The sequence below is a fragment of the Limisphaera sp. 4302-co genome, assembly GCF_049537155.1.
GTDB lineage: Bacteria > Verrucomicrobiota > Verrucomicrobiia > Limisphaerales > Limisphaeraceae > Limisphaera.
Genome location: NZ_JBMVQZ010000009.1, coordinates 60,383 through 74,379, shown reverse-complemented (window position 1 = coordinate 74,379; position 13,997 = coordinate 60,383). Strand labels below are relative to the sequence as shown.

Sequence of the window (13,997 nt, the reverse complement as noted above, 5' to 3'; positions counted from 1 at the left end):
TTCGCCTGTGGACAGCGGTCAGCGCGACTCGCCAGACGGCGGCGAGGCAGGCGTGGTGACGCTGCATGACTTGTTGCGGGCCGAGATGACGTTTGGTCGGCAGCACGACACGCTGTCGGAGGAAACATGACTGCTCCGGGCGACAGTCACCTGCGGCTGTTTGACACCCTCGTCGAAGCGGCTAGGGCCGACCTGGCCGAGGTACTGCGACGTCTGCAGACCTCGCCCGAGGGCTTGTCCTGGAGCGAAGCAGTTCGCCGGCTCGAACAATTCGGCCCGAATGAGCTGTCCGCCCAGAAACCACCCGGCTGGCCGGTGATTCTGTGGGGCGCGCTCAAACATCCCTTCAACGCCGTGCTCGGTGTGCTGGTGGTGATTTCGTTCGTCACCGGTGACCTGAAGGCCACGGTCGTCATGCTGGCGATGATTGTGCTGAGCGTCGGGTTGCGGTTCTGGCAGGAGCTGAAATCCCAGATGCAGGCCGAGTCGCTGCGCCGGATGATGCGCACAGAGGCCACCGTGTTGCGCGCGGAAAACGCGGGCGTGAACCGCAAGCCGAACGCCTTGAACCGCCTCGCCTCCGACATTCCCACGCGGGAGCTTGTGCCCGGCGACATCGTGCTGCTCTCGGCCGGCGACATGATCCCCGCGGACTTGCGCCTGCTCGAATCGCGCGACCTGTTCGTCACGCAATCTGCGCTTACCGGCGAGGCCATGCCGGTGGAGAAATACGAACCGGAGCGCCAATTGCCCCGGCGCGAGGCCGCCGCGCGCGAGGTTCTGCCGGCGGAGGTGCTGGATTCGCCGCACCTGCTGTTCATGGGCAGCAGCATCGTCAGCGGCACGGGCAAGGCCGTGGTGCTGGCCACCGGCAACCGCACCTACTTCGGCCAAATGGCCGAAAAACTCAGCGCCAAGCGGCCCGAAACGGCCTTTGACCGCGGCGTCCGTCAGGTCAGTTGGCTGCTGATCCGATTCATGCTGGTGATGACGCCGCTGGTGTTCCTCATCAACGGCCTGCTCAAACACGATTGGCTCGATGCCTTCCTGTTCGCCGTCGCCATCGCCGTGGGCCTGACGCCGGAGATGCTGCCGATGATCGTCAACGCCAACCTCGCCCGCGGGGCGATCGCGCTGGCCCGCCAGAAAACCATCGTCAAAAGGCTGCACGCCATCCAGAACTTCGGCGCGATGGACGTGCTGTGCACCGACAAGACCGGCACGCTCACGCAGGACAAGGTGGTGCTCATTCGCCACGTGGACTTGCGTGGCAGCGACAGCCGGCGCGTGCTCGAGCATGCCTACCTCAACAGCCTGTTCCAAACGGGGCTGAAGAACCTGCTCGATCGCGCCGTGATTGACCGCGCCGAAGCCCTCGGCCTCCGCGAGGTCGCCAAGCAATGGTGGAAGGTGGACGAAATCCCGTTCGACTTCGTCCGCCGGCGCATGTCCGTGGTGCTGACCCGCTCGCGGCGGGAGCGTGTTCTTTACTGCAAGGGCGCGGTCGAGGAAATGTTGGATATTTGCACGCACGTCGAAGACGACGGGCGCATCGCCGCCCTCTCGCCGGTCCTGCGCGAGCAGTTGAAGGCGCTGCGCGACCGGCTCAACGAGGATGGCCTTCGAGTGGTCGCGGTGGGATACAAAAAGCTGCCGCCCGACGCACCGCCGGTTTCAGCCGCGGATGAGTGCGATCTGGTGTTCTCCGGGTTCGTGGCCTTTCTCGACCCGGCCAAGGAAACCACGGCGGAGGCGCTGCGCCTGCTGCGCGAACACGGCGTGACCGTGAAAATCCTCACCGGCGACAACGCCATCGTCGCCCGCAAAATCTGCCGCGACGTGGGCCTCGACGTGGCGCACATCGCCACCGGCGCGGAGGTCGAGTCGTTGGACGACGTGGCCCTGGGCGAACTGGCCGAGCGCACGACCATTTTCGCGAAGCTTTCGCCCATGCAAAAAGCCCGCGTCGTGCGCGTGCTCAAGGCGCGCGGCCACACCGTCGGGTTCATGGGTGACGGCATCAACGACGCCACCGCCCTGCGCGAGGCCGATGTGGGCATCTCGGTGGACACCGCCGTGGACGTGGCCAGGGAAGCGGCCGACATCATCCTGCTGGAGAAAAGCCTCCTGGTGCTGGAACGCGGCATCGTGGAAGGCCGGCGCACCTTCGGCAACGTCATCAAATACATCAAGATGACCGCCAGCTCCAACTTCGGGAACGTCTTCAGCGTGCTGGTGGCCAGCGCGTTTCTGCCGTTCCTGCCCATGCTGGCGGTGCAACTGCTCGTGCAAAACCTGCTCTACGACATTTCCCAAATCGCCATCCCATGGGATCGGATGGACGAGGACTGGTTGAAAACGCCGCGGCAGTGGAACGCGGGCACAATCGCCACCTTCATGCTCTGCATCGGGCCGATCAGCTCCATCTTCGACCTCACGACCTTTTGGGTGATGTGGCACGTGTTCGGCGCAAACACGGTTGCCCAGCAGTCGCTTTTTCAATCCGGCTGGTTCGTCGTGGGCCTGCTGACGCAGACGCTCATCGTCCACATGATCCGCACGGAGAAGATTCCGTTCCTGCAAAGCACCGCCGCGCCGGTGGTGCTGGCGACCACGGCGGCGGTGATGGCCGTGGGCGTGTGGCTGCCGTTTTCGCCCATCGCCTCCGCGATCAGGTTGCAGCCGCTGCCGGCCGGATACTTCCTCTACCTGCCCCTGGTGCTCGTTGCCTATTGTCTGCTGACGCAAGCCGTAAAGGCCGTTTACATCCGCCGGTTCAAGAGCTGGCTGTGAGCCCGCGCGGTGGAGGCCGTTGCCGCAACCCGGCGGCAACCGTAATCTTCGGCCATGACCGCGCCGCAGACCGAAGCGCCTCCGATGCTCGGCGGCCTTTACACCGACCGTTACGAGCTGAGCATGGCCTGGGTGTACTGGCGGGAGGGCCGGGCCGACGTGCCGGCGGTGTTCGATTACTTCTTCCGCACGCTGCCGTTTGGCGGCGGTTACGCCGTCTTCGCCGGCGCGGCCACGCTGGTTGAGGCGCTGGAGCAGTTCCGGTTCGGTGAGGCCGAACAGGCGTTTCTGCGGGGCGAGGGGTTCGAGGCGGCGTTTGTGGAGGCGCTGGGGGCATTCCGGTTTCGCGGTTCGCTCGGGCTGCCGCCGGAGGGCGAGGCGGTGTTTCCGCTCGAGCCGGTGGCGCGCGTCGAGGGCGGCCTGCTGGAGGCGCAACCGCTCGAGACGCTGCTGCTGAACGTGCTGAATTTTCAGACGCTCATCGCCACCAAGGCGGCGCGGTGCGTGCAGGCCGCGCGCGGGCAGCGTCTCGCGGGAGTGCGGATTGATAGCGGCGACCCAGCGCTTCCGGGCAAGCCGTTGTTCAAGTTGGTGCGGCAGCAGACCGTTCGCATTCGGGCCCAACTGCCCACGGAGGACCTGCCACGTCTGCAGGTCGGCCAACCGGTGACACTTACGCCCGACGACCTCGAGTTGGAGGAGAAGGTCTCGCGGGTGTTCCCGGCCATGACCGCCGCTCATCTCGCTGCTTTAGAAGTCGATCTAACGAATCCACCGCCGGGCCTTGTCTCCGGAGCCACGGTCGGGGTGGATGTGCATTCGAGCACGGCCGAAGGACTGTCCGTGGTCGCGGACGCGTTGCTGGAGGGCGACCAGGGCGCCCATGTGTTCGTGGTGCGTGACGGCATGGTGCATCCGGTGACGGTGAAGGTGGTGGACCGTTAGCTGGACCGCGCCGTGGTCGAGGGCGAATTGAAAGCCGGCGACCGCGTGATCATCGCCCGGCCCGCCAGGTTGATGACCCTGGCGGAAGGAATGCATGTCCTTGAAGTCGCGGAAGCCAAACGTCCGGAGGGGATCCGATGAACATCGTCGAAGGCTATCTGAAAAACCCCACCTGGTCACCTCGCTGGTGTTGCTGGCCGCGGTGGTGGGCGTGCTGGTCGAAGTGCCGGTGATGCTCTCGGTCTGCAAGCTCTGCAACGCCACGCGCGCGTGGGATCAGCGCGGAGCGCAAGCCGGCGCTCGAATTTCGGTCCACACCGGCCACAGGTTGGGCGTGCGGTTCTCGCAACCCGTCGGGTCCCGCGGATTCGCTGCCCTCCGATCGTGAAGAGTACGTTCCCAGCGCGCCGTCGCCACCGGCGATTGCAGGTCCGCCTGCTCTGCCACCCACCCGTGAACCGAGCGGATTCGCAATCGGACGGTTCTGTTGCCGGCGCCACGCGAAGTAAGACGAGACCGCCCCGGTCCGCAGGCCCCCGGAAAAGCTTGGCCGCCCGGTTCGGCCCGCCCCGCGACCACTTGCCAGCCGATGTCCTCCCGCACGCGATCCCGGATGGACCGGGCCCCGCCCGAATGGGCCGGACTCTCTTGCCACGGCCGGAATCTCACACGCGAAATGCGCGCACAGCCAACGTGGTGAAAAGCGCGCCAAACCCCGTGAGAACCGTCAGCGGCCGGATCACCGCCGTCCAGCCGGCTCCGAAACTGATGAGCTGATGCAGCGCGTCCATGGCCCAGCCGGTCGGCAGGAAATGGGCAACTGTCTTCAACGCGCCCGGCGCAACCTCCAGAGGCCACCAACAGCCGCCCAGCGCGGCCATCAACAGACTGGCCAGCACGCAGATGCCCACCACGCGATCCTCGCTGCGTATCGCGCTGCCGGCCAGAACTCCCATCGCGGCAGCCACCCAGGCAAAGAGCAGCAGCGTCACCAGCACGGCCGGTAGGTTCGCACCCAGCGGTACGCCGAACAGAAAGCGTCCGGTCGCCAACAAAAAGACAATTTGCACCCCGCCCAGCAGTCCGAGCCCGTAAAGTTTGCCGGCGATCATCGCGCCCCGTGGCAGGGCCGTCGCCGCCAACCGGCGCAGCACGCCGTTGCGCCGCTCGGCCCCCAGGGCCGCACCGCCGAATACCGTCAGGTTCATCAACAGGTACATCACCAGGACGCCCGGCAGCGAAAAATGGAAGCCGGCCGGCACGGGGCGACGACCCGCGAACCGGCTTTCCAAGCGCACCGGATCTTCCAGGGACAGCACAGATCGCCAGGCCGACTCGTTCGTCACGGCTGCCCAACCGTGGCGCGTCACCAGCTCGAGCAGGTGGCCGTTCATGGCCATGACCGTACGCAGCAAACGGAATTCGATCAGCGCATCCCCGCCCGTGAGGGCATCACTGACCCGGAAGAACTCCACCCGGGCCGTCTCGCCCCGGCATACCCGCTCCGTGAAATCGGCCGGGATTCGTATGCCGCGCCGGGCGCGTGCGCGTTGAGAAGGGTCCAAAACCGCCATCCCTTGCGCCCCCAATTCGTCGAGAAAGAGCCGACTGAGAAAACCCCCATCGTGATTCTCCACCAGAACGGGCGACCGGGGATCGGCAGGGTCGTCCGCACCCCGATTCGCAAAACCCATGAAGTACACGAACGCCAGGGGCATGAGGAACAGCCAGACCGTCGCCATCCGGCTCCGCAGAAAAAGCCGCAGATCATTGTGGCCCAGCGTCAGGATCGCCCTCATGACACCCCGCCCTCCGCAAAACGACGTCGGAACCGCCAGGCTGCCACGCCCAGCAGAGCCAGGCCCAACCCCACCAGCCGCAGCAGCACAAGGTCCCAGGCCGGCGAGCCGCTGCCGAACTCCATCTCCCGCAGGGTCTGCGCCAACCAGGCCGTCGGCAACATGGGCGTGATGTGGTCGCGCACCCAAACAGGGAGCGACTGCGGCGGAAAGGCGCAGCCACCGGCCAATCCCAGCGCCATGACCACCAGGTTGTCCAGCGCGTCGGCCGCCCGTGCATCCGGCACGAACGCAGCAAACAAAGCCGAGAACCCGGCGGCAAATACGGCGTATCCCACCACCAAGAGAGCCATCACCCACGGACGCTGCCAGGCCACTCCAAATACCAGGCCGCCCCCGCCCAAAAGGATAACCGCGCTCAACAGCACCATGGCACCGACGAACACCCCCTTCGCCACCAGAAACGGCCACAGCCGATCATGCAGCGTGTGGTAGCGTTCGAAGGTGCCGCAGGCCAACTCGCGGTGCAGGTCCGACCGGGCCGTGTTGGCCTGAAACAGCAGGAACATGGTGCTCAACCCCACCAGGAGGTAACCGAACAGGTTCACGCCCGACACCGTACCCGAAACGCCGGACCGCTCTTCTCCGGCGGACCTCACTTCACGAGTGTACCAGACCCGCGGCGGATCCAGGTAGGGCCTCAGGGTGTCGAGTTTTTCACCGGTGCGGACAATCAGATCGGCCACGCGCCGGTAATCCGCGCCGCTTTCCAGCGCCTGGCGCCAGGCGGGGAACTCGGAACGCAGATTGCCCGCCACGGCATTGAGTCCGGTCACCACCACCCCCAACAACTCCTCCAGCACGGCCGGCTGAAGGCTTTGGGCAGGGTTCTTGATCAGCTCCAGCCGAACCGGTGTACGGCCGGTGAGGTAGTCGCGCGTAAAATGCGGCGGCAGGATCAGCACGGCGCTGAGCTGGTTGGCCTCCAACCGGGCCAGGGCCGATGTCCGGTCCAGCACCACCGGCTCCCAATGGCCCGCCGCCTGCCCCTGCAGCAGTGCACCCCGCAAAAACCGGCTCAACGCCGAGTCGTCCTCATCCACCAGGGCGAACCGCACGCGTCCCAGTCCCCTGCCCTCGCTGCCTCCACCCCCGAAGCTCAGTCCCAACAGTGCGGTGATGGCCAGCGGAATCGCCAGGTGGATGACCCACGGCAGGGGATTCCGCAAAGCGCGGCGCAGGTCCTTGGCAACCAACAGGCACAGCAGGTTCATTCACGCAGCTCCCGCCCGGTGAGCTGAAGAAACACGTCGCTCAAACTCGGGCGCTTGACAGTCACGTTCTCCACACGGACAGGAAGGCTCAACAGGTCGCGCAGGCACTCCACCGGATCGCGGGCGTCACGCGCCGCGGTGACCATGTGGTCTTCCGTGAGTTGAATCACCCGAAACCGGTCGGCAAACCCGGGCCACGCCTCGGGCCGTGCCCCGCGCAGATCGCCCTCCAGTACAAACAGCCGGTCACCCCCCACCCGCTCCCGAAGCCGGGCCAGCGTGCCTTCGACCAGCAGGCGTCCCTGGTCAAGGATTCCGATGCGCTGGCAGAGCGCCTCGGCCTCCTCGAGGTAATGCGTCGTGTACAGAATGGCCGTGCCTTCGTGCCGGAGGTGCCGAATGAACTCGAGAATGCCCAGGCGTGCCTGGGGATCAATGCCCACCGTCGGCTCGTCCAACAACAACAACCGGGGCCGGTGCAGCAGCGCACAGGCAAGATTCACCCTCCGCTTCATCCCGCCCGAGTAGGTCTTCACCGGCTCGCGCGCGCGATCGGCAAGCGAGAGAGCCTCCAGCAACTCGGTCGCGCGCCTGCGGGCGTCCCGCGACGAGAGGCCCCCCAGGCGCCCCCAAAATTCCAGGTTCTCCCGGGCGCTCAGCTCCTCGTAAAGGGCCAACTCCTGGGGAACCACACCCAGGATGCGCCGGGCACGCTGCGGGTCCGCGCCCAGGGGCCGTCCGTCAATGAACACCTCCCCGGAGTCCGGCCGCAAAAGACCGGCAATCATGGCAATCGTCGTGGTCTTGCCGGCGCCATTGGGGCCGAGCAACCCGTACAATTCTCCGGCACCCACCTCGAAGCTGACGCCGTCCACCGCGCGAACCGCTCCGAAGCTTTTGCTGAGCCGCTCCACGCGCAGAAGTGACATGCCCGAAGACAACTTGAAAACCCGGCTCCAGACAAGTCCAACCCCAGCCCCTGCGGGGCCGGTTCAATGCCTCCGCACAGCGGCCGGTCCGTGCCTCTCGTCGGGGCCGGACCACGCCCGAAGCAACCCGACGGCGAACGATTCCCGCAGGGCCCGGCCCGGATCCGCCGCGGCAGGTCCGGGATCGGCGTGCCTGTTGCTCCGGCATCCCTGGGCCGCCTGCCGGGTAAACCCCGCCTCGGCAAGGTCGGTTTCGGGCCCCGGCGATCCGGCCACCCCCTTGCGCACACCACGGGCCTTGACATTCTTAGCCAGTTGGCTAAATATCTTTGCGACATGACACAGAGCTGGTCCCTCCCACGGCGCCAAGCCCAGGGACACCGTCCCGGGCAGACGGACGGGCACCACCGCCACGTTCCGGCCTTTCGCGCTTCCCAACAGGGATTCCTCCGCCACGCAAACGAGGTCCCGGCCCGAAAGCCCCACTTTTCAAGGCGTTTCCCGCCCTGCCCCGCGGCGCGATCAACAGCGCGCAAACATACCACAGCAGTCCGCGGACGCTTCCGAAGCGAGCCTCCGCGGCTTTGACATGGGGCAATTCGCACACATGAAAACTGAATGGAGCAAGGAATGGAAACCGCTGGCTGCAATCGTGGCCGTGTTCCTGGCGTGCTTCTTCCTGCCAGTCGGAACACCCCGATTTGACAACGCAATCCGGGAGTCCCTCGAACTCGTCAAGTGGTATGCGCGCGAGCATGTCATCATGTGTTTGATCCCGGCATTCTTCATCGCGGGGGCGATTGGCGTCTTTGTCAGCCAGGCGTCGGTGATGAAGTATCTCGGGCCAAAGGCGCGCAAGGTCCTGGCCTATGGCGTGGCTTCAGTTTCGGGCACAATTTTGGCGGTGTGCTCCTGCACGGTGCTGCCTTTGTTTGCGGGCATCTGGCGCATGGGCGCGGGACTGGGGCCGGCCATAGCGTTTCTGTATTCCGGCCCCGCGATCAACGTGCTGGCCATTATTCTCACGGCGCGGATTCTCGGGCTGGAGCTGGGCGTCGCGCGCGCCATCGGTGCGGTGGCGTTCAGCGTCGTCATCGGCCTGGCCATGCACCTCATCTTTCGCAAGGAAGAACAGGCAAAGGCCGACGCCGCGGTCATGACGCCCGAGCCGGAGGTGAAGCGTCCCCTGGGGCAAACCGTGATTTATTTCGCCACGATGATTGGGATTCTGGTGTTTGCAAACTGGGGACGGCCCGCCGCGGACGGCGGTTTCTGGTACGCGGTCTGGAGTTGGAAATGGCGCATTACGGCAGCCTTCGCCGTGGCCCTCGGCATCGTGCTGGTAAAATGGATCCGTGTGCCGTGGTGGAAGGTGTTGGCTGTGGCGATACCCACAGCCGCTCTGGCGGCTGCGTTTCCCCATGAGCCGATGATTGCCTTTGTCGCCGGCGCGCTTGGACTGTCAGTCATTACCAGCACCAGCGAGGGTGAGGCGGGGGACTGGTTTGCGGCGACGTGGACGTTCGCGAAACAGATTCTGCCCCTGCTGCTGCTCGGAGTGTTGGTGGCCGGCCTGCTGCTGGGCCGACCAGGCAACGAAGGGCTGATCCCCAATGCCTGGGTAACCCGCCTCGTCGGTGGCAATTCGCTCGGGGCGAATTTCTTCGCGTCGGTGGTCGGCGCGTTCATGTATTTTGCCACGCTCACCGAGGTGCCCATTTTGCAGGGCCTGATCGGTAGCGGCATGGGCAAGGGCCCGGCCTTGGCACTGCTCTTGGCTGGTCCGGCGCTTTCGTTGCCCAACATGCTGGTGCTCCGCAGCATCATGGGCACGAAAAAAACCGTTGTGTACGTCTCGCTCGTTGTCGTCATGGCCACGATCACGGGCATGATTTACGGCGCGCTTTTTTAACCAACCACAACGAAAGGAATCATCATGCAACTAACAGTCATTGGACCCGGCTGCGCGCGGTGCAAAACCCTTGCGCAGTTTACCGAGCAGGCCGCAAAAGAACTCGGCCTGCAATACGAACTCATCAAGGTCACCGACCTCAAACAAATCATGGCCTTGGGCGTGATGATGACGCCCGCGCTGGCCATCAACGGCACCGTCAAGGTGGCCGGCAAGGTTCCCAGCGTAGCTGAACTCAAAGCCTTGCTCAGCGAGGCTGCTGGGGCGGAAAAGTCGGGAAGTAAAACGTGAAGCGGTAAAGGACCGGCATGCACCACAAAAGCATCGGCTTCATTGGCGGGGGGCGCATCACGCGCATCTTTCTTGCTGGCTGGGCGCGCGTCGGCAAATTGCCCGCCAACATTGTGGTGAGCGATTGCAATGCCGATGCGCTCGCCCGCATCAAGGCCAAGTGGCCCGAAGTGCAGACGGCCTCAGTTAACGCGGCGGCTGCCGGGCAGGACATCGTGTTCCTGGCCGTGCATCCGCCGGTGCTGGCGAAGGTCTGCGGCGGCATCAAGGGCGCGCTCAAACCGGGTGCACTCGTGGTGTCGCTCGCACCCAGGTTCACCGTGGCCAAGTTGACCGGGCTGCTGGGCGGGTTTGGGCGCATTGCGCGCGTGATTCCCAACGCGCCTTCGATCATTGGCGCAGGCTACAACCCGGTGTGCTTTGCGGCGAGCCTGACCGAGTCTGACAAGTCCGAGCTGAAGGGGTTGCTTGAGCCGTTGGGCGAGTGCCCCGAGGTCGCGGAGGAAAAACTCGAGGCTTACGCCGTGATCACCGCGATGGGGCCAACCTGCCTGTGGTTTCAGCTCCAGGCACTGCGCGAGGTAGCGGCGGGCTTCGGCCTGAGGGATGCCGAGATTGTCCCGGCCCTCAAGCGCATGGTCTGCGGCAGCGCACGTACATTGCTCGAATCGGGCCTCACGCCGCCCGAGGTGATGGACCTGATCCCCCTCAAGCCGCTGACCGAGATGGAGGCGCATGTGAATGAACTGTATCGCGCGCGCCTGCCCGCCATTTACCAGAAGATCAAACCATGAACGCAGTGTTTTTCCATCGCAGGGCAGATTTCCAGTCTACCGTGACGCGGGGTTCCAATTCGGGAACGCCGCGGGCTGCTGGGAGTGGTTCAGGTGACCACATGCTGCTGACCGTAAGCCGGGACCAAGCAGATTGGAAGCCTGAGCTACGCCCGCCTGTACGAAGTTCGGTGCAAGCTTCAACACACGTTAACTCTCATGAAAACGCAAGTTAAGCTCCTAATCGTTGCCGCGTTGGCTGTAGCTGTTATTGCTGCGGTCGCGCTCAAGCAAAAAGGCACAAACGAGTCTGGACCTGGTGGCACCACGCCACCGCAGACTGTCCAGGCGCCATCAGCCAGCCAGACACCTGACGCGTCAGGCGTGTCCACGGCCGCGCCGCCGGCTACTATTCCGAAAAAGCTGCCCAAGTTGCTCGATCTTGGTGCTGACAAGTGCATTCCGTGTAGAATGATGGCGCCCGTCTTGGAAGAGCTGAAGCGCGAGTATGCCGGCCGCCTGGAGGTTGAGTTCATTGACGTGTGGAAGAACCCTGACGCAGGCCGGCGCTACGGCATCCAGATGATCCCCACGCAAATCTTCTACGACGCCGAGGGCCGCGAGCGGGCGCGCCACGTCGGATTCATCGCCAAGGAAGACATCCTGGCCAAGTTCCGTGAACTGGGGGTGGACCTGGGCGGCGAGGCGGCATCTGGCAAGCCCGCCCAGTAAATTGCGGCAAAGCTTCACGTCACCATGGCTGGTCAAGCGTGGGTGAGTGTCATGCTCCAGGAATTGGGTGTGGAGTAATGCCGGTCTGGCTTCCGTGAAGGCGTGGCCTGCTAGCGATGGTGAGGCATGCATGGGCAAATAATGAAACTCCGAGCGCAGATCATTTTCTTTCTGGCGGCTCTGCTGCTGATGATGGCGGTGGCGGTCATGCGCCGCGGAAATGGGATTCGCCCCCAAAGCAACGGCGCATGCTGTCCGTTCACGCTTTTGCCCGATTCGCAGTCCGTTGCCCGTAACACGAATCAGGCCGTCACCAACGCCGCAGCGCACACCGTGACGGCCTATTACTTTCACGGCACGGTCCGCTGCGAGACGTGTCTGCTGATCGAAGCGCTGGCCCGGGCCGTGGTGGAGCAGCAGTTCGGCGCTGACCTGGCGGCAAAACGGCTCATTTGGGAATCGGTGAATTATGACCTGCCTGAAAATCGGCACTTCCTGACCGACTACAAGTTGACCTGTCCCTCCCTGGTCTTAGTTCTGCGTCAGGAGGGCAAGCCGGAGCGATGGAAGCTGCTGGCCGATACGTGGCAACTGGTGCATGAGCCGGACAAGCTGATCAGCTACGTGGAGTCGGAAGTGCGGAATTTTCTGGATTGGCAGGAGCAGCCAATCGGCCCCAATCAAGCTGGTGTTTTGCATTCTCCAAACGACCTGTGATCTATGGAACAACTCTTCACCACCCTAAGCCGTGCTGTCGAAGGCACGCCGTTGCTCGCGTTGAGCGCGGCGGCAGCCTGGGGCGTGTTGAGCATAGTCCTCAGCCCGTGCCACCTCGCCAGCATCCCGCTCATTGTGGGGTTCATCAGCGAGCAGGGCCAGGTGACGGTTCGGCGTGCGTTTTGGACCGCGACAGTTTTTGCTGTGGGCATGCTCATTACCATCGCGGCCGTTGGCGCGATCACAGCAGCAGCGGGTCGCATGATGGGCGACGTGGGCCGGTACGGGAACTATTTCGTTGCCTTCATCTTTTTCATTGTGGGGCTGCATCTTGTGGGCGTGATCCCCATGCCGTGGTCCGGGCCGGGACAGGTGGACATGAAACGCAAGGGCCTGCTGGGGGCGTTCATTCTGGGACTGGTGTTCGGTGTGGCTCTCGGCCCGTGCACGTTCGCCTACATGGCCCCGATGCTGGCAGTCACTTTCAAGCTTGCGGCAACCAATTTTGCTTACGGCGCGCTGCTCCTGCTCGCCTACGGCATCGGCCATTGCAGCGTGATCGTTGCAGCAGGCACATTTACTGAGCTTGTCGAGCGCTGGCTCAGATGGAACGAACGGTCAAAAGCAGTCACCATTCTGAAAACCATTTGTGGGGTATTGGTTATGCTGGCAGGCCTCTGGCTGGTTTATACTGCCCACTAGTCGTGTGGGGGAATAGTTGCCCGTCCACGTATGACACGTGCGTTGGTTCTGATTAGAACCTATCCCTAAACCGTCGTTGTAAGTCGTTTGCCGGCGTGGTGGGAGTCGTGCGAGGCGAAGATCAGATGGTACACATCACACCGAGGAGACCTTCGCGGAGCAGGGAAAGTGCCTTGTCAGGCTTGTGGATGGCTAACCAGCACAAAGGGCGACCAGCGACCCGGGGCCGCAACAAAACAGCTGCATCAACACGATGGCAGGAAAGCTCTCCTGGCAGCTCAGCCGAACACCTGCCGCACCAGCAGAAACGCGCAGGCCATCTGCAAATACGCCTCAAACGCCCGGCTCGACTTCTCTTACCGGATGCACTGCCGCCGAAACTGCAGCGGCCGGGCCGAACAGCTCTGCACCGCAATCGGCAATCCCCGGGCGTCCACGGCAATGAGGATCTTCACCCCCTTGCCCACCTTCGTGCGCCCGATCCCGTCGCCTCCACCACGTGCCGGACAGAACGCCGCATCCGGAAAGCCTTCATACAGCCGATACTCTCCGTGCTCCTCCACCAGTTGCCCGGCCTCCTGCAACAGCCGTTCGAATACACCCTCCCGCCCCCAGCGCTGGAAGGCATGTGGACGGCACTCTTGGAGCCGAATTGCCGGGGCAGGTCTTTCCATTTGGCTCCGTGGTCCAACAACCAGAAGATGCCCGCCAGTGCCTTGTGCTTGTCGGTTCGGGGGCGGCCGCGCTTGGGGCTTCCTGGGAGGATCCGGAATGCGTGCGCAAAACCAATCCAACAGCCTGTCTGTAAGTTTCGGCACGACTGCAGGATGACTAAGTCACAAATGCTTGTCAATGGTTTTGGGATAGGTTCTAGTAGCGCAGGTTTCCAACCTGCTGTATCGCCGACTTCCAGTGGGCGGGGTGTGGTCATTCGAGGCGCTTTGGAGAGTTTGCAGCTTTTGCGGATTGGAAATCCGCGACACAGCAGACTGGAAGTCTGCGCTACGCTTGGGTGCAGCGCTCGACTTCGCTCGGTTCACGCCATGCGCTGCTCCAAGGCGCATCCTCCGGCCGCTGGCAAAGTCCCGCGGTAACCGGATTGTTTCGGATATACCGCGCGATCCTCGCTC

Annotated in this window: 13 protein-coding genes and 1 pseudogene; 9 read left to right on the top strand and 5 right to left on the bottom strand. The window is 63.9% G+C overall.

Features of this window, described 5'->3' with window-relative positions:
* Positions 1-126: 126 nt before the first annotated feature.
* From mgtA to ACPDIX_RS10225, 3 genes are read left to right on the top strand one after another with little or no spacing between them, the layout of a single operon-like run.
* Positions 127-2,793, top strand: coding sequence for a magnesium-translocating P-type ATPase (mgtA, locus tag ACPDIX_RS10235; RefSeq protein ID WP_423431698.1), 2,667 nt, complete (start codon positions 127-129; stop codon positions 2,791-2,793).
* 54 nt (positions 2,794-2,847) lie between these two features.
* Positions 2,848-3,738 carry an HlyD family efflux transporter periplasmic adaptor subunit gene (locus tag ACPDIX_RS10230; RefSeq protein WP_423431697.1) on the top strand — a complete coding sequence of 297 codons (891 nt, stop codon included), beginning with the start codon at positions 2,848-2,850 and terminating at the stop codon, positions 3,736-3,738.
* Positions 3,739-3,750: 12 nt separating this feature from the next.
* Positions 3,751-3,879 carry a hypothetical protein gene (locus ACPDIX_RS10225; RefSeq protein ID WP_423431696.1) on the top strand — a complete coding sequence of 43 codons (129 nt, stop codon included), beginning with the start codon at positions 3,751-3,753 and terminating at the stop codon, positions 3,877-3,879.
* A 524-nt stretch (positions 3,880-4,403) separates the two neighbouring features.
* Here ACPDIX_RS10225 and ACPDIX_RS10220 read toward each other — a convergent pair.
* From ACPDIX_RS10220 to ACPDIX_RS10210, 3 genes are read right to left on the bottom strand one after another with little or no spacing between them, the layout of a single operon-like run.
* Positions 4,404-5,537 (bottom strand): ABC transporter permease, encoded by a 1,134-nt coding sequence (locus ACPDIX_RS10220; protein ID WP_423431695.1) that lies wholly within the window; start codon positions 5,535-5,537, stop codon positions 4,404-4,406.
* Complete coding sequence (locus ACPDIX_RS10215) at positions 5,534-6,811, bottom strand: ABC transporter permease (RefSeq protein ID WP_423431694.1); 1,278 nt, start codon at positions 6,809-6,811, stop codon at positions 5,534-5,536. The genes ACPDIX_RS10220 and ACPDIX_RS10215 overlap by 4 nt, the downstream gene beginning before the upstream one ends.
* Complete coding sequence (locus ACPDIX_RS10210; RefSeq protein WP_423431693.1) at positions 6,808-7,740, bottom strand: ATP-binding cassette domain-containing protein; 933 nt, start codon at positions 7,738-7,740, stop codon at positions 6,808-6,810. The genes ACPDIX_RS10215 and ACPDIX_RS10210 overlap by 4 nt, the downstream gene beginning before the upstream one ends.
* Positions 7,741-8,347: 607 nt before the next feature.
* On the opposite strand from ACPDIX_RS10210, the gene ACPDIX_RS10205 reads away from it, so the two are divergent.
* The 6 genes from ACPDIX_RS10205 (at position 8,348) to ACPDIX_RS10180 (ending at position 12,867) form a co-directional block, all read left to right on the top strand.
* Positions 8,348-9,652: a permease gene (locus tag ACPDIX_RS10205; RefSeq protein ID WP_423431692.1), complete on the top strand. Its 1,305-nt coding sequence runs from the start codon at positions 8,348-8,350 to the stop codon at positions 9,650-9,652.
* A 24-nt stretch (positions 9,653-9,676) separates the two neighbouring features.
* Complete coding sequence (locus ACPDIX_RS10200) at positions 9,677-9,943, top strand: thioredoxin family protein (RefSeq protein ID WP_423431691.1); 267 nt, start codon at positions 9,677-9,679, stop codon at positions 9,941-9,943.
* 17 nt (positions 9,944-9,960) lie between these two features.
* On the top strand, positions 9,961-10,737 hold the full coding sequence (locus ACPDIX_RS10195) for a pyrroline-5-carboxylate reductase family protein (RefSeq protein WP_423431690.1): 777 nt from the start codon (positions 9,961-9,963) through the stop codon (positions 10,735-10,737).
* Between the two features lie 198 nt (positions 10,738-10,935).
* The gene (locus ACPDIX_RS10190) at positions 10,936-11,448 is read left to right on the top strand and encodes a thioredoxin family protein (RefSeq protein WP_423431689.1); all 513 of its coding nucleotides are present in this window, start codon (positions 10,936-10,938) and stop codon (positions 11,446-11,448) included.
* Positions 11,449-11,589: 141 nt separating this feature from the next.
* Positions 11,590-12,165: a nitrophenyl compound nitroreductase subunit ArsF family protein gene (locus ACPDIX_RS10185; protein ID WP_423431688.1), complete on the top strand. Its 576-nt coding sequence runs from the start codon at positions 11,590-11,592 to the stop codon at positions 12,163-12,165.
* A gap of 3 nt (positions 12,166-12,168) precedes the next feature.
* Complete coding sequence (locus ACPDIX_RS10180; protein WP_423431687.1) at positions 12,169-12,867, top strand: cytochrome c biogenesis CcdA family protein; 699 nt, start codon at positions 12,169-12,171, stop codon at positions 12,865-12,867.
* A gap of 356 nt (positions 12,868-13,223) precedes the next feature.
* Here the strand turns inward: ACPDIX_RS10180 and ACPDIX_RS10175 are convergent, their stop codons facing one another.
* Positions 13,224-13,541: a hypothetical protein gene (locus tag ACPDIX_RS10175; RefSeq protein ID WP_423431781.1), complete on the bottom strand. Its 318-nt coding sequence runs from the start codon at positions 13,539-13,541 to the stop codon at positions 13,224-13,226.
* Between the two features lie 14 nt (positions 13,542-13,555).
* Positions 13,556-13,798, bottom strand: a pseudogene (locus ACPDIX_RS10170) (hypothetical protein); the annotation flags it as partial.
* Positions 13,799-13,997 lie beyond the last annotated feature (199 nt).